Annotated in this window: 18 protein-coding genes; 13 read left to right on the forward strand and 5 right to left on the reverse strand. The window is 71.5% G+C overall.

All coding sequences use genetic code 11. From position 1 onward, the window contains the following. Positions 1-382 precede the first annotated feature (382 nt). Positions 383-1,624, forward strand: coding sequence for a tyrosine-type recombinase/integrase (locus tag ETAA1_RS18570; protein ID WP_145241062.1), 1,242 nt, complete (start codon positions 383-385; stop codon positions 1,622-1,624). Between the two features lie 217 nt (positions 1,625-1,841). On the opposite strand, the gene ETAA1_RS18575 is transcribed toward ETAA1_RS18570, so the two are convergent. The 4 genes from ETAA1_RS18575 to ETAA1_RS18585 all read right to left on the reverse strand — a co-directional run bounded on the left by ETAA1_RS18575 (position 1,842) and on the right by ETAA1_RS18585 (position 8,474). After that, entirely contained in the window at positions 1,842-5,357 is a 3,516-nt protein-coding gene (locus ETAA1_RS18575) for a CHAT domain-containing tetratricopeptide repeat protein (RefSeq protein WP_145241064.1), read from the reverse strand. A 32-nt stretch (positions 5,358-5,389) separates the two neighbouring features. After that, on the reverse strand, positions 5,390-7,243 hold the full coding sequence (locus ETAA1_RS18580) for a serine/threonine-protein kinase (protein ID WP_145241066.1): 1,854 nt from the start codon (positions 7,241-7,243) through the stop codon (positions 5,390-5,392). Between the two features lie 11 nt (positions 7,244-7,254). Continuing rightward, complete coding sequence (locus tag ETAA1_RS32115) at positions 7,255-7,425, reverse strand: hypothetical protein (RefSeq protein ID WP_202920227.1); 171 nt, start codon at positions 7,423-7,425, stop codon at positions 7,255-7,257. Positions 7,426-7,715: 290 nt separating this feature from the next. Continuing rightward, complete coding sequence (locus ETAA1_RS18585) at positions 7,716-8,474, reverse strand: hypothetical protein (protein WP_145241068.1); 759 nt, start codon at positions 8,472-8,474, stop codon at positions 7,716-7,718. A gap of 215 nt (positions 8,475-8,689) precedes the next feature. Between ETAA1_RS18585 and ETAA1_RS18590 the strand changes: the two genes are divergently transcribed. The 7 genes from ETAA1_RS18590 (at position 8,690) to ETAA1_RS18620 (ending at position 14,783) form a co-directional block, all read left to right on the forward strand. Beyond that, a complete protein-coding gene (locus ETAA1_RS18590) occupies positions 8,690-9,043 on the forward strand; it encodes a DUF1580 domain-containing protein (protein ID WP_145241070.1) in 354 nt (117 codons plus the stop codon). A gap of 140 nt (positions 9,044-9,183) precedes the next feature. Then, positions 9,184-10,605, forward strand: a complete 1,422-nt coding sequence (locus tag ETAA1_RS18595; protein WP_145241072.1) for a ParB N-terminal domain-containing protein — start codon at positions 9,184-9,186, stop codon at positions 10,603-10,605. Beyond that, positions 10,602-11,465, forward strand: coding sequence for a toprim domain-containing protein (locus tag ETAA1_RS18600; RefSeq protein ID WP_145241074.1), 864 nt, complete (start codon positions 10,602-10,604; stop codon positions 11,463-11,465). The genes ETAA1_RS18595 and ETAA1_RS18600 overlap by 4 nt, the downstream gene beginning before the upstream one ends. Continuing rightward, the gene (locus ETAA1_RS18605; RefSeq protein ID WP_145241076.1) at positions 11,465-12,934 is read left to right on the forward strand and encodes a hypothetical protein; all 1,470 of its coding nucleotides are present in this window, start codon (positions 11,465-11,467) and stop codon (positions 12,932-12,934) included. The genes ETAA1_RS18600 and ETAA1_RS18605 overlap by 1 nt, the downstream gene beginning before the upstream one ends. 152 nt (positions 12,935-13,086) lie before the next feature. After that, entirely contained in the window at positions 13,087-13,293 is a 207-nt protein-coding gene (locus tag ETAA1_RS18610; RefSeq protein WP_145241078.1) for a hypothetical protein, read from the forward strand. A 386-nt stretch (positions 13,294-13,679) separates the two neighbouring features. Continuing rightward, positions 13,680-14,120: a hypothetical protein gene (locus ETAA1_RS18615; RefSeq protein WP_145241080.1), complete on the forward strand. Its 441-nt coding sequence runs from the start codon at positions 13,680-13,682 to the stop codon at positions 14,118-14,120. 75 nt (positions 14,121-14,195) lie between these two features. Next, positions 14,196-14,783 (forward strand): hypothetical protein, encoded by a 588-nt coding sequence (locus ETAA1_RS18620; RefSeq protein ID WP_145241082.1) that lies wholly within the window; start codon positions 14,196-14,198, stop codon positions 14,781-14,783. On the opposite strand, the gene ETAA1_RS18625 is transcribed toward ETAA1_RS18620, so the two are convergent. Further along, positions 14,766-15,767 (reverse strand): IS110 family RNA-guided transposase, encoded by a 1,002-nt coding sequence (locus ETAA1_RS18625; RefSeq protein WP_202920228.1) that lies wholly within the window; start codon positions 15,765-15,767, stop codon positions 14,766-14,768. The two genes, ETAA1_RS18620 and ETAA1_RS18625, sit on opposite strands and share 18 nt — an antisense overlap. A gap of 295 nt (positions 15,768-16,062) precedes the next feature. Here ETAA1_RS18625 and ETAA1_RS18630 point away from each other — a divergent pair, with 295 nt between their 5' ends. From ETAA1_RS18630 to ETAA1_RS18650, 5 genes are all read left to right on the forward strand, one after another. Further along, positions 16,063-16,497: a hypothetical protein gene (locus tag ETAA1_RS18630; RefSeq protein WP_202920229.1), complete on the forward strand. Its 435-nt coding sequence runs from the start codon at positions 16,063-16,065 to the stop codon at positions 16,495-16,497. A 78-nt stretch (positions 16,498-16,575) separates the two neighbouring features. After that, on the forward strand, positions 16,576-17,106 hold the full coding sequence (locus ETAA1_RS18635) for a 2'-5' RNA ligase family protein (RefSeq protein ID WP_145241086.1): 531 nt from the start codon (positions 16,576-16,578) through the stop codon (positions 17,104-17,106). Positions 17,107-17,176: 70 nt separating this feature from the next. Next, on the forward strand, positions 17,177-17,620 hold the full coding sequence (locus ETAA1_RS18640) for a hypothetical protein (protein WP_145241088.1): 444 nt from the start codon (positions 17,177-17,179) through the stop codon (positions 17,618-17,620). Positions 17,621-17,760: 140 nt separating this feature from the next. Then, positions 17,761-18,450 (forward strand): VIT1/CCC1 transporter family protein, encoded by a 690-nt coding sequence (locus ETAA1_RS18645; RefSeq protein ID WP_145241090.1) that lies wholly within the window; start codon positions 17,761-17,763, stop codon positions 18,448-18,450. 129 nt (positions 18,451-18,579) lie between these two features. Then, complete coding sequence (locus tag ETAA1_RS18650; protein WP_202920230.1) at positions 18,580-19,035, forward strand: response regulator; 456 nt, start codon at positions 18,580-18,582, stop codon at positions 19,033-19,035. Positions 19,036-19,255: the final 220 nt, after the last annotated feature.

Consider the following 19,255-nt stretch of genomic DNA (forward strand, 5'->3'; position numbering starts at 1 on the left):
ACAGGCGGCCCCACACCTCCGGTCTTTTTTAGCCATGAGACAACCACGTACAGAATCGGGCATAAGTGCTACTGCTGCACAGTGTTGCAGAAAGACAACTGAAGCAGAAAGACATCACGTTTTCCTCCAGATACATGGTCATGTACCCACCGGGATGCGAAAACAGTTGGTGTCAGAGTTCGAACTGGCGGAGATTGATCGCTGGTGAGTAGAGCAAGCGGCTGAAAATCGCTAGGTCCCCAGTTCAACCCTGGGACTGCCCACTGTCGGTAAAGCACCTCGGCTGAAGCACTTACGCTTACCCCGGGACGGTCCCGGGCGCGGCCGGAAGCCCTTGGTTTCGTGGTAGTACTACCACGATTCCCTTCCGGAGCCGCGACACATGGCCCGTGGCAAGCAGACCGTCCCCTCGTACCTCCTCCACAAACCGACCGGTCAGGCCCGCGTCCGCATCAACGGCCGCGACGTTTACCTCGGCGTCTACGACTCGCCCGAGAGCCGGGCCGAGTACGCCCGCGTCGTCGCCGAACTGGCCGTCCACCCGACGCCCGCGGACCCCACGCCCCTCACGCCGGGCCGTCACCAGGTGAGCGTCAACGAGTTGCTCCTCGGGTTCTGGGCCTACGCCGACCGCCACTACCGCCGGGCGGACGGCACCCCGACGAACGAGCTCCCCCAGTTCCGCCAGACGTTCCGCCTCGTCCGCGAGTTGTACGGCCACACCCCGGCCCGGGAGTTCGGCCCGCTCGCGCTGAAGGCGGTCCGGCAGAAGATGATCGACACGGGGTGGAACCGGAAGCTCGTCAACCAGCGGGTCGGCCGCGTCCGCCGGGCGTTCCGGTGGGCCGTCGAGAACGAACTCGTCCCGGTCGCCGTCCACCAGGCGCTCAAGACCGTGTCCGGGCTCCAGGCGGGACGGACGGACGCGCGGGAGCCCGACCCCGTCCTCCCCGTGGACGACGAGGCCGTCCGGGCGACGCTGCCGTTCCTGGGGCAGGTGGTGCGGGGGATGGTCGAGGTGCAGTTGTTGACCGGGATGCGGCCGGGCGAGGTGTGCCAGCTCCGGCCGTGCGACATCGACACGGCCACGGACGTGTGGGTGTTCCGCCCCCGGCAGTTCAAGACCCGGCACCGGGGCAAGGCCCGCGCCGTGGCCATCGGGCCGCGGGCGCGGGCGGTCCTGGAGGCCCTGACGCCGGCCGAGCCGACGGCGCACTACTTCGACCCGCGGCGGACGGTCGCGGAGTTCCGCGCGGCGCGGTCGGCCGGCCGCAAGACCCCGCGGTACGCCTCGCACATGGCGCGGAACACAGCCGTGAGGGTGGCGACTCCGAAGCGAGAGCCGGCGGACCGGTACACGGTCAGCAGCTACGGGCACGCGGTCGCCCGCGCGGTCGAGCGGGCGAACCGGCGGCGGGAGCGGCTGGCCGGGGCGGGGAACTTCGATGCGGTGCCGCACTGGCACCCGAACCAGCTCCGGCACGCCCACGGGACCGCGGTCCGCCACCGCTTCGGGTTGGAGGCGGCCCAGGTCGCCCTCGGCCACGAGCGGGCGGACGTGACCCAGGTGTACGCCGAGCGGAACCTCACCCTGGCGACGCGGGTGGCGGCCGAGATCGGCTGACGAAGCGGGATGGTGCCCGCGTAGTTGTAGTTGACCGGACCAACCGTAACGACATCACCCACGGCTTCCGAGCCGCCTCGGAGGAAGCGCCACCGGTATCATCGTGGCCACATCAGAGCTCCACACCGGGGGGTGTCATGAAGGCCGGCGCGGTGACCGCCCTCCGGGTGACCCCGCCGGCCGCTTGGAGGTGGCGGGCGGGCGGCGACCGGGGGGGTCAGTTCGGGTCGCCGACGAGGATGAACGCGGCCCAGTACTGCGGGTGGGCGAACGGCCTCTCGCCCGGCCTCGCCCCCTCCGGCAACTCCCCGACCCGCCGCACCACCTGCTCGCCCCGGCCCGACCGCACCACCCCGGCCCGCAGCGCCGCCCCCTCCCGCAGCGCCTCGTCCGATGACAGCCCCCGCAGCCACTCCTTCGCCTCCCGCAACGCCGCCGCCTTCGGCATCGGGGCCGCCAGGCCGGGCCGCTTACCGAGCAGGTTCTGGTAGAACCGCTGCATGAGCAGGGCCGTCGCCGTGTCATCCACTTCCCACAGGGACAGGCACACGGCCCGCGACCCCTTCAGCAGGAACGCCTGGGCGAACCCGAGCAGCCCGTCTCCGCCGCCGGCCTGCCCGACCCCCGTCTCGCACGCCGACAGGGTCACCAGGTCGGCGTCCAGGTTCCAGTAGTCCAGCACCTCGCGGGCGGTGACGCGGTTGTCCCGCCACGGCCGGTCGGAGGGCGCGAACTCTTCACCCGGCTTGTCCTGCGACAGGATGAGGGCGGAGTCGAAGGCGATGACGTTGTCCCCCTTCCCGTGGGTGGCGAAGTGGAGGTAGCGGTAGCCCTTCAACTGATCCGCCGTCCGCAGGGCTTCCACCTCGGGTTCGCTCGCCTTGCTGTCGAGAAGCACCTTCGGCTGATCGAACAGGCCGGCGATGCGGGCCACCTCGTACCGGCTCCCTGGCAGGTCGGCGAGCGGATCCCCGCGGCCCGCCGACGCCAGCATGGCCTCGGTCTTGCGGCGGTCGGCGATGGCCGCCGGGGCCGGGTCGCGGGCCAGGGCCACGCCGAGCGGCCCGACCGGGACGCGGACCGTCCGCTCGGCCGGGCGGTCGTCGGCCCCGACCCGCCAGTACGTCAGCGCCGCGTCCTTCGCCCCGCCGGCCTTCTGGACGGCGGCCTGCAGGTCGTCCAGGGTCTTCGTCGGGGTGTCGGCGTACGACAGGATCACGTCGCCCGCCCGCAGCCCGGCCGTCCCGGCGGCCCCGGCCGGGGCGACCTGCTGGACCAGCAGGCCGTGCGGCGGGAGGGCGGTGAGGTCGGGCCGGCGGGCCGTCCCGGGCTCGTAGACCGGGTCGCCGACGGCGAGCAGGGTGGGTGGCCGGACCTCCCGCCTCGGGAGGCGGGCGAGGAACGTGCCGGACGGGACGTAGCTGATGGTGAACTCCGGGGCCAGCACCTCGACCGGGACCCCGGCCATCGCCTCGACCGGGACGACGTACAGGGTCTTGACCCCGTCGAGGTGCTTGAGGACCGGGGCGACCCGCTGGGCGTGGAGTTGCTTCGCCAGGGCCGCGACCCGGGCGGCGGGCGCCGACCGCGCCAGGGCCTCGCGGAGCGACTGCGGTAACGCGTCATCCTCCTTCGTCCACTTCCCCGACTCGCCGGTGCCGGGGAGCCGCTCCCACCGGGGGGCGCCGTCCCGCCGCACCACGCAGGCGAAGTGCTCCTCGACGCCACCCGTGCTGAAGACATCGACCCACAGGAGGAGGGCGGCGTCGGCGGGGAGGGCGGCCCGGATCGCCTCCGGGGCGGCCACCGCGCGGGCGCTCTCGGCCACGGCGAGGGCGGCCAGTTTCTGCTCCGCCGCGCGACGGGCCGTGAGCAGTTGTTCCAGTTCCGTGTTTTCGGCATCGGATCGTGTCGTCCGGGTCACCAGCACCAGGATCCGGGACTGCAGATCGGTAACGCGGGCCTGCAAAGTGCCCCGTTCCGCGGATTCGGCGGGGGTGAGTGTTGAACCCGGCTGGTCCCGCTGGTCGAGCAGGCCGCGGGCCAGGGTCAGTTCCGCCTGGTTCCACGCGCCGCCAGGATTCGTACCGCACTCCATCGCAGCCAGAAGCAGGCGCGGGTCGAACTTCGCCCCGATGGCTCGCTCGATCCCCTTCGCCCGGGTGAGGCGACTGGCCTCGGCACTGAAGACGGCCTGCCGCAGAACGGTTGCGGCCTCGGTCGCCTTCCCCTGGGCGGCCAGGTTGAAGGCGAGGTTGGTGTAGCTGGTGGCCGTTTTGGGGTGGTCCTCGCCGAGGACTCTGCGATTGATATCCAGAGTCTTCCGGAACAGCGGGGCAGCCTCGTCCGCCTTCCCCCGGGTTGTCAGGTTGGTGGCGACGTTGTTGTAGCTCCGGGCCGTGTCGGGGTGGTCCTCGCCGAGCACCTTGCGGGCGATGTCCAGAGCCTTCTGGTACAGCGGGGCGGCCTCGGCGTCCTTCCCCCGGGCTGTCAGGTTGGAGGCGAGATTGTTGTAGCTGTCGGCTGTGTGGGGGTGGTCCTCGCCGAGCACCTTGCGGCGGAAGTCCAGAGTCTTCCGGAACAGCGGGGCAGCCTCGGCCGCCTTCCCCCTGGTTTGCAGGTTGGCGGCGACGTTGTTGTAGCTGGTGGCCGTGTCGGGGTGGTCCTCGCCGAGCACCTTGCGGGCGATGTCCAGAGCCTTCTGGTACAGCGGTGCGGCCTCGGCCGGCTTACCACGGGCTTCCAGATTGAAGCCGACCCTACTGTAGCTGTTGCCCGTGTCGGGGTGGTCCTCGCCGAGCACCTTGCGGCGGATGTCCAGAGCCTTCTGGAACAGCGGTGCGGCCTCGGCCGCCTTCCCACGGGTCTCCAGGATGATGGCGACGTAGTTGTAGCTGGTGGCCGTTTCGGGGTGGTCCTCGCCGAGGACCCTACGGTTGATGTCCAGAGCCTTCCGGAACAGCGGGGCGGCCTCGGCCGTCTTCTTCAGGGCGGCCAGGTTGATGGCGACGTTGATGTAGCTGTTGCCCGTTTCGGGGTGATCCTCGCCGAGGATCCTGCGGCGGATGTCCAGGGCCTTTTGAACGAGTGGGGCGGCCTCGGCGTCCTTCCCCCGGGCGGACAGGTTGGCGGCGACGTCGTTGTAACTAGCAGCCGTGTCGGGGTGGTCCTCGCCGAGCACCCTGCGGTAGATGTCCAGGGCCTTCTGGACGAGCGGGGCTGCCTCGGCCGCCTTCCCCCGGGCCTGCAGGTTGGCGGCGACGTTGTTGTAGCTGTTGGCCGTGTCGGGGTGGTCCTCGCCGAGCACCTTGCGGCGGATGTCCAGAGCCTTCTGGAACAGCGGTGCGGCCTCGGCAATCCGTCCTCCCGCGTGGAGTTGGAAAGCCTCACGGTTGGCCAGTCGGGCCGCCCGCCAGTCCCTCCGCCCGTCGGCGTCGAGAGTGCGAAGGGTCTTCAGGTACACCCGCTCGTCCACCACCTCCCAGTGGTCGGCCCCCTGCACCCGCGTCCGCAACGCCACCACCTCCTCCAGAAGCTTCACCGCCTCGTCCACCCGGTCCGCCGCCTTGGCCGCCGCGAGCTTCCGGCGGAGGTCGGCCACCGTCTTCGCGTCCTCCTTCGATAGCACCCGCTGCCACTGCGGCGCCTTCGCCGGCTCCGCCGGCTTCGGCTCCTGGGCCGCCACCAGCCCGACCAGCACCACCCACCCCGGAACCAGGATCAATCCACGCATGATCGACCTCCCCCGAGGAAACTGAAAGAGTGTCACTTCACCGCCGTCACCGGGAACGCCACCGCCGCCACCGGCCCGCCAGCCTGCCCCTTCAGCCAGTCCACCAGCGCCACCACCGGGCGGCGGTTGATGTCCGTCTTCTCTCCCCGACTCCCCCGCGTCGCCGGCCGACCTGGCACGAGCACGTCCAACCCCGCCCCGTCGTCGAACAGGACGGTGTCCGTCGGGGCCGGGTGCCGCCCCCACGGGCCGCCGGGGTGGGACCCCCGCCACTCGCGGTACGGCGGCAGCCGGTCCTCCGACGTGACCAGCCCGACGGCCCACAGCCCCGGCCCGTCGTCCAGCCCGTACAGCGCCTCCCGCCGCTTGCTCGGGTAGTGCGGGGCGGCCGACTTCTCGGGCTCGTCGGCGTCGTCCTGCGGGTACAGCACCGTATCGGCGCCATCGCCCCGGAACAGGATCAGGTAGGCGTACGCCGGGCGGGACAGGGTCACCTTCACGTCGATGAAGTCGGCCACCGTGGCCGAGAAGCTGTCCTCGCGGCCGAGGACGGGGAGCGGCCGCACGTCGGTCCCGCCCGCCGCGACCGGCCGCCACGGGCGGACCTCGAACGACACCACCCGCAGCGGCTCGACCGCGGCCGCGGCCGCCGGCGGCTCGGGACTGGGGGCCGGGGCCGGCGGCCGTATCGCGTACCACCCCGCCGCCGCACCCGTCATAAGGAGAACGAGAGCGGCGACCCGAACCGGCCACCGGGCCGCCGGTCGCGGCGGAGGCGGTGCGGCGACCGCCGGGGCGGGTGCCACCGTGTCCGTGTCCCCCGCCGGGCCGACGACACGTGCCAGCGCATCGGCCACCGAGCTGGCCGACGGCGGCCGGTCCGCCGGGCGCTTCGCCAGCAGCCGTATCACCGCCGCGGACAGGGCCGGCGGGACGGCCGGGTTCACCGCGTCCGGCGGCGGCGGGCTGGCGTCGGCCACCGCCTTCAGGACCGCCGTCAGGGACGGGCCGGCGAACGCCCGGACCCCGGTCGCCGCCTCGTACAGCACGGCCCCGAGCGAGAACAGGTCGGTCCGGGGGTCGAGCGGGCGGCCGTCCACCTGCTCCGGGCTCATGTACGACGGGGTGCCGGCCACCCGCCCGGGCTGGGAGAGGCCGTCGTCGGCGTCGGCGACCCGGGCGAGGCCGAAGTCGAGCACCACCACCCGCCCGGTCGGGGCCTCGAGCCACAGGTTGGCCGGCTTGATGTCGCGGTGGATGAGCCCGGCGGCGTGGGCGGCGGCCAGCCCGAGGGCCGCCTCCCGCCCGACCCGGGCGACCTCGGCCGGCGGGAGCGGGCCGCGGGCCAGCCGGGCGGCGAGCGTCTCGCCGGCGAGGAGCGGCATGACCAGGAACGGGCCGGCGGTCGTCTCCCCGACGTGGTAGATCGGGCAGAGGTGGTCGTGCCGGACGGCGGCCGCGGCCCGGGCCTCGCGGAGGAAGCGGGCGCGGGCGGCCGGGTCGGCGGCGAGGGCCGGCTTCATCGCCTTCACCGCCACGTCGCGGCCGAGCTGCGGGTCGTGCGCCCGGTACACGTCGCCCATGCCGCCGCCGCCGACCCGCTCCCCGATCTCGTACCCGCCGGGTCCGGGGTCGAACGAGGCCGTGTCGGCCGGCGGGCCGGCCGGGGTCGGCCCCCCGCCGGCGGACGGGCGGGTCGTGTCGGGGTCGGCCGGCGGCGGGGTGGCGGCGAGTTGGGCGACCCGGCGGAGGTCGGCGACGCGCCTCTCCAACTCCGGGAGGAGGTCCGGGCGGCCGCGGCACAGTTCGGCCGGCGACACCTCGGCGCCGCGGTCGAACGCGGCCTGCCAGGCGGAGAGTCGGTCGAGCAGCGGGTCGTCGTCCATCGCGGCTCCGGTCAGGCGGCGGGGAGGGCGGTGCCGGGGGCGGTCGGCCGGTCGTGGTCGGACCGGCACGCGACCACCTCGCGGTGGGACGCAGCCCAGCGGTCGCGAGCGGCCGAGGCGGCCGCTCGGATGCGGTCGATCGGGTCGCCGAGCCGGGTGGTGTGGAACGACGGGTCGGGCATGGGCGGCCCGGGGCGGTGGTGCGAGTAACGAGATTTTGCCAGACGGTCCGGCTCCTGTCCAGCACCGCGAGCCGGCGTGGTAATGGCGGGTTGCCCGAGGTGGGAAGCGCGCGGGGGCGGCATCCGGGCGGTGAACCGCGAAGACACTCGGGCGGTGAGCGTGAGCGCCGACGACAAGCCGACACACGTCACTTCGCTCCCCGTCCGCCAGCCGGTGCGTCTCATCACATCGCCGGTACGGGAGCGTCGTCTGCCGTTCGGGCTGGCGCCCGCCGGTTCGGAATCGCGGGTTACTCGGCGTCCGGGTCGAACAGCCGCGCGTAGAGCTGCCCGAAGATGTTGATGGCCGATCGGTGTGCCCAGGCGGCCGCCTCGCACACCGCGGCCCGCCGGCTCGGCCCCGCCACCCGCGCCCCGCCCCGCACCCGTGAGCGGATCCGCTCCGCCACCGGCCGGCCCGGGCCGAGGCGCGTCGCGGAGAAGAACTCCGCCAGCCCGGCGCGCTCGACCGGCCCCCCGAAGACCCGCGCGAGCCCGGACCGGGCCGTCACCTCCTCGTCGGGCGGGACGAAGACGACGTACCCGCCCGCCACCAGCACGACCGTCTCATCCCCGTCCTCGCCGCCCCCCGGGGGCTCACCTGCCAGGAGCCGGACCAACTCCTCCACCCAGGGTTCCTTGAGCCGGCGGCACCGGCGACGGACTTCCGCGGCGAGGTCGAGGGCGTGCGCCTCCGCGACCGCCCGCCGGAACCGGTCGTACCCGGCCTGGACGGTCGGCGGCGTGACCGCGGGCGCCGCCGTGCCCGCGGCGGCGGCCCCGCGGCTCTCCGCCGACAGGGCCGCCGCCGCCTCCCGGACCGACATTCCCGTGGCGTAGGTATCGAGCAGCCGCAGCTGCCGCCGCCGCCCGTCGAAGCTCCACTTCCGCCGGCAGTCCGGGCACTGCCGCTGGCGGCCGCCCCCGCGGGTAGTGGCCACCCCCGCCCGGCAGTCGCGCCCCAGGCAGAGTTGCCCCTCGATCGCCCGCCGGTACTCCGCCGGTGACATAGCTGCCCTGGAAATTTTAACACCAACCTCGGACGACCGTTCGTCCGGCCAATCGCGCTCGTTCCCGGCCACGCCTGCCGGGTCCGCGAAAACCGCCTTCCCGCTCGCATGTTACACGATCCTGCCCTGCCGCTCCGGATCGGTCTCCTCGCGTCGGATCCGCAGGTGCCCCGCCACGGCGGGATACTGCCCGCAGACACCCGGAGGAGTCTGCCATGCCTGACGCGACGACCGACCTCGTGGACCGCTTGCTGACCGAGGGGCCGATCGGCCCCGCCGCCGCCGCCCGGCTGTACGGCAGCTACCGGAGCGGCCGCCCGACTCACCCCTCGACCGTCGTCCGGCACATCCAGGAGGGGGTGCGGCTGGCCGACGGCACGACCCTCCGCCTGGAGGGCGTCCGGATCGGCGGCCGCCTCGTGACCAGCCGCGCCGCCGTCGTCCGGTTCGTCGCGGCGCAGCAACCGGCGGCGGCGGAGCAGCCGGCCGCCACCCCGCCGCGGTCACCGGCCCAGCGGGCGACCGCCGCCGACGCCGCCGGGGAACGACTGAAGGCCCTCGGCTGTTGACGCGAGCCGGCCGGGGCGCTTGCCCTCTGGCCTCACGGCTCGACCGTCCCGGGGGCCGCGGACGCAGGCCGCCGCCCGACCCCCGTCCACCGGATCGCACCACCGACGCTGTCGGCACACTCACCGAAAGGGGTATAGCCGTGGAACCCGCACGCCCGACCGGGGTGGCACTGGGCGACCGCATCGAACACGTGCCGCTGGCCGACCTCCGGCCCGCCGTCGTCAACGACGAGCTGTACAAGCCGGTCCGCACCGACGACCCGGCGATCATCGAGTTGGGCCGCGACATCGCGCGGAAGGGGCTGCTCGAACCCATCGTCGCCACCCCCGACGGCGTCATCGTGTCCGGGCACCGGAGGCGTGCCGGGGCCGAAGTGGCCGACCTCGACGTGGTTCCGGTCCGCCGCATCAACATCCGGTCCACCGACCCGCGGTTCGTCGAGTACCTCACCTCGTTCAACCGCCAGCGCGTCAAATCGGCGCAGGAACAGGTGCGGGAGGCCGTCGTCCGGACTAGTCCGGACGACGCCCGCAACGTCCTCCTCGCCCACCGCGCCGCCGAGGTCGCGCGGGAGCACCGCCGCATCGCCGACACCGGGTTGCGGGTCATCGCCCCGACCGCCGCCAGCCGCCGGTCGGTCATCACCGACCAGAAGCGGCCGATGCTCGACGCCGCCCGCGCGGTCGTCGAGCAGTACCGCGGCTACTGGCCGCTCACCCTGCGGCAGATCCACTACCGGCTGCTCACCCGGAACGTGCTCCGGAACGCCCGCACCAAGACGAAGTACGTGAACACGCACGGGTGCTACCAGGACCTGTCCGACCTCCTCAGCCGGGCGCGGGTGGCGGGCGACTTCCCGTGGGAGGCGATGCACGACCCGACCCGGCCGCGGGTCGAGTGGCGGCAGTGGGACAGCGTCGCCCCGTTCCTCCAGGAGCAGATCCACGACTTCGGCCGGGGGTACAAGCGGAACCTCCTCCGGTCGCAGCCGTCGTACGTCGAGCTCGTGGTCGAGAAGGTTGCCGCGCTCGACATCGCCGAGCGGGCGGCCGGCCCCTTCCACGTCCCGGTCGGCGTCGGCAAGGGGTACACGTCCGTCACCAGTTTGGACGAGACCGCCGACCGGTTCCACGCGTCCGGCAAGGACCACTTCCTGATGCTGGTCGCGGGCGACCTGGACCCGGAAGGGGAGAACATCACCGAGGTTTGGGGGGCGTGTCTGCGGGACGAGCACGGGGTCGAGAACCTGACCGTCGTCAAGGTCGGGGTCAACCCGGCGCAGGTGGCCGAGTCCGGGCTGAGTCCGCTCCCGGTGAAGGACGGGTCGAGCCGCAAGGACAAGTTCGTGAGGGCTCACGGGTCGAGCGTGTACGAGCTGGAGGCGTTCGAGCCGGACCAACTCCAGGCCGTCATCCGCGACGCGATCCGGGGGGTGCTCGACATGGCACTGTTCGCGGGGGAGCAGCGGATCGAGTCCGACGAGGCCCGGTACGTGGTCGCGTACCAGCAGCAAGTCGCCGAAGCCCTCAAGCACTGCCGGGTCGGCGGGGGTGAGGCGTGACCACCGAGACCCAGTGGCTCCGCGTCAGCCGCGAGCTCCCCTGCCCGGTCTGCGAAAAGATCGACTGGTGCCTCGTCGCCGCGGACAAGACCGCGTGCATCTGCCCGCGGACCGAGTCGGCGAAGCGGTGCGGCGACGCCGGGTTCCTGCACCGGCTCACCGACACCCCGCGGCAGTACGGCCCGCGTCGCGTGGTCCTCCGCCCCGCGACGGCCCCGCCGGACCTGTCGGCCCTCGCGGCGAGCTACCGCGACGCCGCGACACCCGACCGGTTGGCGGCCTTCGCGGCCGAGCTCGGGGTCGGCCCGGCGAGCCTGACCGCCTTCGGGGTGGGCTGGGCCGCGGGCTACCCGGCGTGGGCGTTTCCGATGACGGACCCGACGACCGGCACGGTCACCGGCATCCGGTTACGTCCGCCGGTCGGGAAGAAGTTCAGCGTGACGGGCGGCAAGGAGTCGTTGTTCCTGCCAGGCTCCCTGAATGCGGGCGACGACCCGCTGTTGGTGTGCGAAGGTGCGACGGACGCGATCGCGGCGCACACCGTCGGGTTCCCGAACGCCATCGGCCGCCCGTCCTGCACCGGCGGGACGGCGCACCTCGTCGCCCTCGTGCGGCTCCACAAGCCGGCCCGCGTTGTCGTGGTCGGGGACAACGACGAACCCGGGATGCGGGGCGCCGAAGCGTTGGCGTCCCGGCTCACCCTGTACGCCCGCGACGTGCGCGTGATCGCCCCGCCGGCCGGGGTGAAAGACCTTCGCGCCTGGGTCGCGGCCGGCGCGACCCGGCCGACCCTCGAACACCTGATCCACGCCGCCGCCCGCCGGCAGCTCAACCTGAGCCTCACCACGAAGGGGACGTGATGACCGAGACGGAGCCGCAACTGGAACTGCTCGCCGAGCGCGACGGTAAGAAGCACACGGTGACCGTCAGGCTCGGCGGGGACGTGCTGGCCGTAGACGCGTTCAACGCGTCGAGCATGTCCGCCCGCAAGAAGTTCCTGGTCGCCGTGACGGCGAACTACCCCGGCCTCGACCGGGACCAACTCGACGCCGAACTTCTGAAGATCGCCGCCAGCGGCCCCGCCGACGCGCCAACCGGGGGAACGGACGGTGAGCCCGACCGGCTCGCCGGCACCCCGCCGGACGTCCTCGACGAGGCGAACCGGCTCCTCGAAAGCCCGCACCTCATCAAGCGCATCACCGACGACATCACCCTCGCCGGCGTCGCCGGCGAGCGTGAATTGGCGGTCACCGTCTACCTGATCGGCGTGTCCCGGCTGTTGCCCCACCCTCTCTCCGGCATCATCCGCGGGTCGTCCTCGTCGGGTAAGAGCTACACGGTGGAGAAGGTGGCCGGCCTGTTCCCGTCCGAGGCCGTCATCCGCGCCACGCAGATGACGCCGCAGGCCCTCTTCCACATGAAGCCCGGGAGCCTGTCGCACCGGTGGGTGGTCGCGGGCGAGCGGTCGCGGTTGGAGGACGGCGACCGGGCGGAGGCGACGCGGGCGCTCCGCGAGATGCTGGCCAGCGGCCGGCTGTCGAAGCTGATGCCGGTGAAGGTCGGCACCGGCATCGAGACGCAGCTCATCGAGCAGGAGGGGCCGATCGCGTTCACCGAGACGACGACGCTGACGGCCGTGTTCGAGGAGGACGCGAACCGCTGTCTGATGCTGCAGACCGACGAGACCCCGGCCCAGACGAAGCGGATCATCCGCGCCCTGGCCGACCGCCACGCGGGCGGGGTCCGCGACACCGCCCGGCTGTTCGAGGTCCACCATGCCTTGCAGCGGATGCTGCCGTGCGGCACCCCGGTCCGGGTGCCGTGGCTCGACCGACTGGCCGACGCGTTCCAGTGCGACCGCGTGGAGGTGCGGCGGGCGTTCCCACAGCTGGTGGCGCTGGTGCAAACGTCTGCCCTGCTCCACCACCGGCAGCGCAAGACCGGCGACGACGGGGCGATCCTCGCCGACGCCCGGGACTACCAGCTCGCGCGGCGGCTCATCCTCCGGCCGTTCTCGCAATCCCTGGGCGGGGGGCTGTCGGACTCGGCGGTCGCGTTCCTGGCCAAGCTCCCCCCTGGCGAGTTCGAGTCGAAGGCCGTGGCCAAGCAACTGCGGGTGTCCAACTCGGCGGCGGCCGGATGGCTCACGGAGTTAAGCGACGCCGGCGCGGTCGAGGTGGTCGAGGAGTCGCGGGGGAGGAGGGCCGCGAGGTGGCGCACGACGGGCCGGGCGCCCGACCCCGGCGACGACCTTCTGCCGTCCGCCGAGAGCATCTTCCCGGCACCCCTCGGACGCGTGGACGCAACGCGTGTTGGGCAGGATTTCTAGCGGGTTTGTGTCCGTCACGCCCGGTGGACGCGACGGACGCAGCCGGGAGAGACAGTGATGCGTCCGTTGTGGCCAGAACCACTACCGGACGCAATCTGACAGCGATTTCCAGCGTTGTTGTGTTGCGTCCACGCGTCCGCGGGGGATCAGCAATGGAGCTCCTCGACCTGGATGACATCTTCGACGACGACCGTCCGGCCGTCCCGCGGTTGCCCGATCTGAGCCCGGACGACCTGTCCCCCGAGTGGTGGGAGGTGTACCACGAGCGCGCCGCCATCCGCGAGTGGTGCGGTGGTCTGCCGCGCGAACTGGCCGAGCACTACGCCCTGATCGACACTCTCGAACAGATGAAGCACTAATCACTTTGCCTACTTGACCGCGGCTATCGCGTCGGGAGCCCGAACCGCACTCCACACGCCTCTCCGCACCCCTCAGGAAACCGGCGGAAAACCATTCCTCCGCGCGCGGAGGGAGTCCAATTCCGCCATCCCTCGTACTCATGGCCCCTCCGGTAGCGGTGACCGGCGCGATCGATCGCCTCTGATTCCTGCTGCATATCCGGCCGTACTATGCAGCAGACCCGGTCTGCATAGTACGGCACGGCCGGCGGCGGGCGGTTCCCGGACTGTTGACCCCGTGCGGAGTTGCGGTTACTGTCCCCGGGAGGCGGCCAGTGATCTGCAGTCCGGGCCGCCGTACTCTGCGGATCTGCGGAATTGATGGTTCGGCCACCGGAGGTGCCTCGTTGACGTGCGTGTACGTGGCCCTCGCGCTCGTCGTGTTGGTCGCGGTCGGCGTCATCGCGGAACGGCACCGCACCCGCCGGATCGCGGCCGGTCGGGTCGGGGAGACGTTCGACACGTTCGTCGCAGGGTTCTCGTCGGGTGACGCCCCTCCCGAGGTCCTGCGGGCGGTGTACGCTCAGCTCCAGGACTGGTGCTCGGACGCGGTGGATGCGTTCCCGGTCCGGGCGGAGGACAACCTCCGCCGTGTGTACGGGCTAATCGAGGAGGACCTCGACGACCAGGTGCTAGCGGTCGTCGCCCGCTGCGGCCGGCGACTCGCACCTGCCGAGCGGCTACGGGCGATCACGCCGGTCGAGACCGTCCGGGACTTCGTTCGGTTCGTCGCCGCGTGCCCCGAGGTGGCCGAACCCGGCGCTGCAGCAGACGGCCCCCGCCCGTAGGTTTTTCGTGACCATTGCTCACACGGCGGGGGCCGCTGCTGAGCTATCTGTTCGGCGGCGGAGGGGGTTGATGGAATGGCGCGAGGGATGCAGTTCATGGCGGTATGCGAAGACCTGCTCGCCGTCTTGTCTCGGATCGAGCGGCACGTGCCGTTGACTTACCGCTTGTGCTTCGCCCCCACGCCGGAGCCGACGACGTGGGACGCCGCTGCTGCAATCAATGACTTGGGGGTGGCAGTCGAGGGCGGGGCGAACAATCAGAAGCGTTACTTAGTCATGCCGACTGCGAGTCCGTTTACGCCTTACGTGACAACCTTCCCCAACGGCGAAACGCTGGGCCGCGTGTACCCGGAGGGTAACCCGGACTCGGTGGTTCTTACGCCGGCGGGTCTGTACTCCGACTGGTGCATCGTGGGCGGCAACTTCGGCGTCGCGCTGCCAAAACCCTCCGGGTACGACTTGGTGGCAGCGTTGCAGCGAGCGGTTCGCGCCGAGTTCCGCAAGGTGGGAACGTGCTACGTCGGTCCGAAAGCGTATGACTTGGCGGAATCGGGCGTGCGGCTGGCGATTAGTACGAGGGCAGACCCGAAGTCGGACCTCCGGCTGCCCAAACGGAAAAGGCACGCCGAACCAGGTAGCGTGTTGTCAAGTGGCGATTCGTGACGCGAACACCGGGTCGAACGGCTTTCGGCTCTTGAGCACCCCGTAGCAGATCATCACCAGCTTCCGCATGCACGCGCCCACCGCCTGCATCTTCGGCTTCCCGGCCGCCACCAGGCGGTCGAAGAAGGCCTTGAGGACGGGGTTGAACCGGATCGCGGTCAGCGTCGGCAGGTACAGCGCCTTCCGCAGCCGGGCGTTCCCGGACTTCGACAGCCGGGTCCGCTTCTTGACGCTCGTCCCGCTCGTGAACTCCCGCGGCGACAGCCCGCAGTACGCCGCCGCGGCCTGGGCGCTCGGCACCCGGGCGACCGGCGGCAGCTCGGCCAGCACGGTCGAGGCGGTCTGCGACCCGACCCCCGAGATGCTGACCAGCAGCTCCGCGTCGGCGGCGAGCGCCGGGGTGGCTGCGATGAGCGCGTCGGCCGCCTTCTGCATGGCGTCGGCCTCCTTGCCGAGGAGCTTCACGACGCGGGCCACCGACTTCCGCGCGGCCGGGGTCAGGAGCGGGGATTCGAGCCGGGCCTTCTCGCTCGCGGCGAGAGCCCGGAGGTCGTCCCGCCGGCGGACGAACGCCTGCAATTCCCGGACTTCCGCGGTCGGCGGGGTCCAGGCGGGCGGGGCCTCGTCGCGGGTGTAGGCGGCGATCAGCTGGGCGTCGGCCTTGTCCGTCTTGTTCCGCCGGCCGCGCATCACCCCGGCGTACTTGACCCGGGTCGGGTTGATGACGCTGACCGCCCGGCCGGCGGCGTGGAGGTGGCGGGCGAGGGCGTCCTCGTACCCGCCGGTGGACTCCATCCCGTAGCGGGCCGTCGCCCCGGCCCCGTGGCCGTCGGCCCAGGCGAGGACGGCGGCGAACCCGCCCGCGGTGTTGGGGAACGCCTTCACCCGGGCCTTCCCGTCGGGGGTCAGGAGGCAGGCGTCGAAGGTGGCCTTGGAGACATCGATCCCGATCACGGCGGTCGCGGTCGCGGCGGTGGTGCCCACGGTGTCCCTCCCCTCATGCTCACGGATGCGGGGTCGGCTCGGGGGAGTCGCCCGCCGGGTAGCGTCCGAGGTCGAGGAGCACCGGCGGTCGGGCCGCCACCTGGTTCACGAGGTCGGAGCCTCATCCGCTGCATGCGGTTGATCCGACCGCCGGGCTGTCGCCTCAACGACCCCGGTAGGGTAACATGTGAGCAGCTGCAGCAGACGGCGGGGGCATGTAGCATTTCTGGAGTTCAAAGCTCACTCGGCCCCCGCCGCTGCTGAGCATGTCGTTCGGCCACCGGAGGCGCAGCGAGTGGCGACGCACGACTTCGACAAGCTGCTCGCGTTCATGGAGCGGTTGCCGGCGATTCGATTGCCGGCCGGCCGGAAGTCGATCGGCCGCGGCTCGTTCCCCAACGGGAACTGGTGGATGAAGTTCTCGCTCGATACCAAGCACCCGCTGGCTTGGCGGCACGTACAGGAACTTGGATTCGTCCTCAACTACGTATCAGTTGAGGAGCGGTTGCCGACGGTGTTCATGCCGGTGTCTCCGCCACCGTACCTGAACGGTGGCGTGGAGTTTCTGTCGTGGGTGATCGAATCGACGGACCCATCGTTCACCCCCGACACCTGCGTCGAGTGGTTGGAGGGCCGGCTGCCGCGGCCGGTCGATGATCTCAGCCAGTGGCGCAGCGGCGGCGACGAAGAGGCCGAACCCCGCGCTGCAGCAGACGGCCCCCGCCTGTAGGTTTCTCGTGACCACAGCTCACACTGGCGGGTGCCGCTGCTGAGCTGGATGTTCGGCCGCAGAAGGCGCGGATAACACGTGAAGGTGCAGGCCCGTATCCCGCTGCCGCCGGACGTTCGCCGGGAGATCGACCGGGTTCGGCTGGCGTACAACCCGGAGCGGGCGGCGGGCAACCCGGCCCACGTCACCGTGGCCTACCAGGATGAAGCTCCGGACCCGGCGTTGCTGGTCGAGCGGGTGCGTCGGGCCGCTGCCCAGATCCGGCGGTTCCGGCTGGCAGTCGGCGTGCCGGCCCGGTTCCCGCCCCCCGTGGTCGGGGCGTTCCTTCCGGTCGCCGACCCGGCCGGCGGGGTGGCGTCCGTCCGGGACGTGGTGCTGGCCCCGCCGTTCACCCGCCGCGGGCGGTTCGGGCTACACGTCACCCTGTTGCACCCGGATCAGGGGGCGCGGCTGGAGGCGGCGTGGCCGGCGTTCGCGGGGCTGCCGCAGGTCGGCGAGTTCGCGGTCACGGAGTTGCAGGTGGTCGGCCCGGACAACGCAGTCATCGCCGTGTTCCCGCTGGCCCCAGACGCCGAACCCGCCGCTGCACCTGACCCGGCGGGCCTGTAGGCTTCTCGCGTGTCATTACTCCCGCACCGGCCGGCAGGTGAGCTAATCGTTCGGCGACGGAGGCGAGCCGATGGCGTTGCGGAAGCGCGGCAAGTGGCGGTATGGCGACAGCCAAGCCGACATCCGCGCCGAGATCGTCCGATACAGCAAGGAGAACGGCTATCTCGCCGAACACTTCGCAGACGCGGTGTGCGCGTGTGGCGGCAAGGTGTTCGGCTTGCTGGTGGATGACAGCGCCGGCGTGGCTCTCCGAGTCTGCGTGGCGTGCGACGCCGAGGTCCACCCGATCGCGGATAGTGCGAACTTCATGGACGAGGCCGAGGAGGAGGATACCGCATGCCCCTGCGGCGAGGAGGGGTTCGAGATTACGGTTGGTGTTGCCCTGTACGACGACAGCGAGGACGTGCGGTGGCTGTACGTCGGATGCCGCTGCATCGCGTGTGGGCTGACCGCGGTGTATGGCGACTGGAAGAACGAGTTCAACGGCTATCGAGAGCTTCTGGCGCGGGTGTAGGCAAGACGCCGAACCCGTCACTGCAGCAGACGGCCGCCTCATAGTCGATTCGTGAGGACAGCGCCCACGGCGGCCGCTGCTGAGTTCGATGTTCGGCGGCGGATGTAGACCGCGATTGCTCGTCTGTATTGGGAGACCGTATGCCACACAGCGAGCGACACCGGACGGAACGCATCGGCTGGCTGCGTGCGGCCGTCATGGGGGCGAACGACGGCATCGTATCAACCGCGAGCCTCATCTTGGGCGTCGCGGCCGCCCACGCGACCAGCCACGACATCTTGGTCGCGGGGGTCGCCGGGTTGGTCGCCGGGGCGATGTCGATGGCGGCCGGTGAGTATGTCTCGGTCAGTTCCCAGGCCGATACCGAACAGGCCGACCTCGCCCGCGAGCGCCAGGAACTCGCGAGCGACCCGTCCGCCGAGCTTGCGGAACTCACGGCGATCTACGTCAAGCGTGGCCTCGACCCGTCGCTCGCGAAACAGGTCGCCGAGCAACTCACGGCCCGTGGCGCTTTGGCCGCCCATTCCCGTGACGAACTCGGCACGTCCGAGTTGCTCGTCGCGCGGCCCGTCCAGGCGGCGCTCGCCTCGGCGGGGACATTCGCCGTTGGCGCGGCGTTGCCCTTACTGGCGGTGGTCATTGCCCCGGGTGCGTATCTCATCCCCCTTGTCGCAGGAGCTTCGATCATCTTCCTCGCGACTCTGGGCGGTGTCGCCGCGTACGTTGGTGGCGCAGGCGCGACGAGAGGTGCTGTCCGAGTTACCTTTTGGGGAGCACTCGCGATGGCCATCACTGCCGGCGTCGGAGCGTTATTCGGTACGGCCGTGTGAGTGATGCTGGTCGAACGTTGTCACGGCAGAAAACCAAGACTCCGAACGACAACCTCGGCGACAGGAGAATCCGGTGTTCGTAGAATAACCGTCAGAAAGAGGATTGCGAGGGCCACCCCGACTCGTGCGATGGTGCTGAACGTCATCGCCGATGATGCGGTCCGCCACGCCCTCAACCAGGCCTTTCAGAAGGCCGTGTTCAGCGTCCGGGAAGCCCGCAGCGGCCTCGAGGCCCTGCGGCTGGCGGACGAGGTTCCGGCCCTCGTCGCCCTTGACGCCCGGCTGCCGGACCTGCCCGGGGCCGAGGTCTGCAACCGCCTCCGGTATCGTCCCGGGACGGCCGCCACCCCCGTCCTTCACGTCGCCGCGCCGGGCGGGCCGCCGGCCGCGGCCCCCGACGGCACGGCGCTGCCGGCCCTGTCCCCCGAGCGGGTGGTGGCCAGAGCCCAATCGCTCCTCTGGGCCAGCCGGACCGAGCACCTGTTCCGCGGGTTCCTGGAGGCCGCCCCCGACGCCGTCGCCCTGGCGGACGCCGCCGGTGCCATCGTCTACGTGAACGCCCGCCTCGAGGGCCTGTTCGGCTAGCCCCCCATGGTGTTTGGGAGGTCGCAGAGCTGGGGTCAAGCACCTCAAAAGAGAATCACCGATGGGTTGACCGCGCGGGGCGTCATCACCATGTGATCGTAGCCGTGGGGTACGATGAGGCGGAGTGGGTGTTCGTCACCCCCGCCGGCTAACCCCGCCGCGCGACACTTCCTGTTGATTTCGGGGCTGCCCATGCCGCGACTGGTCGAGGACGCCGGGG

Origin of the sequence: Urbifossiella limnaea (assembly GCF_007747215.1) — a bacterium.
GTDB classification, from domain to species: domain Bacteria; phylum Planctomycetota; class Planctomycetia; order Gemmatales; family Gemmataceae; genus Urbifossiella; species Urbifossiella limnaea.

What these genes read in the sequence shown, in the direction of transcription:
- ETAA1_RS18590 (WP_145241070.1), top strand. Translation starts at nt 8,690, where the DNA reads ATGCCTGACGCGACGACCGACCTCGTGGACCGCTTGCTGACCGAGGGG.
- ETAA1_RS18575 (WP_145241064.1), bottom strand. Translation starts at nt 5,357, where the DNA reads ATGCGTGGATTGATCCTGGTTCCGGGGTGGGTGGTGCTGGTCGGGCTG.
- ETAA1_RS18620 (WP_145241082.1), top strand. Translation starts at nt 14,196, where the DNA reads ATGGCGCGAGGGATGCAGTTCATGGCGGTATGCGAAGACCTGCTCGCC.
- ETAA1_RS18610 (WP_145241078.1), top strand. Translation starts at nt 13,087, where the DNA reads ATGGAGCTCCTCGACCTGGATGACATCTTCGACGACGACCGTCCGGCC.
- ETAA1_RS18640 (WP_145241088.1), top strand. Translation starts at nt 17,177, where the DNA reads ATGGCGTTGCGGAAGCGCGGCAAGTGGCGGTATGGCGACAGCCAAGCC.
- ETAA1_RS32115 (WP_202920227.1), bottom strand. Translation starts at nt 7,425, where the DNA reads ATGCCCGACCCGTCGTTCCACACCACCCGGCTCGGCGACCCGATCGAC.
- ETAA1_RS18645 (WP_145241090.1), top strand. Translation starts at nt 17,761, where the DNA reads ATGCCACACAGCGAGCGACACCGGACGGAACGCATCGGCTGGCTGCGT.
- ETAA1_RS18650 (WP_202920230.1), top strand. Translation starts at nt 18,580, where the DNA reads ATGGTGCTGAACGTCATCGCCGATGATGCGGTCCGCCACGCCCTCAAC.
- ETAA1_RS18585 (WP_145241068.1), bottom strand. Translation starts at nt 8,474, where the DNA reads ATGTCACCGGCGGAGTACCGGCGGGCGATCGAGGGGCAACTCTGCCTG.
- ETAA1_RS18570 (WP_145241062.1), top strand. Translation starts at nt 383, where the DNA reads ATGGCCCGTGGCAAGCAGACCGTCCCCTCGTACCTCCTCCACAAACCG.
- ETAA1_RS18580 (WP_145241066.1), bottom strand. Translation starts at nt 7,243, where the DNA reads ATGGACGACGACCCGCTGCTCGACCGACTCTCCGCCTGGCAGGCCGCG.
- ETAA1_RS18605 (WP_145241076.1), top strand. Translation starts at nt 11,465, where the DNA reads ATGACCGAGACGGAGCCGCAACTGGAACTGCTCGCCGAGCGCGACGGT.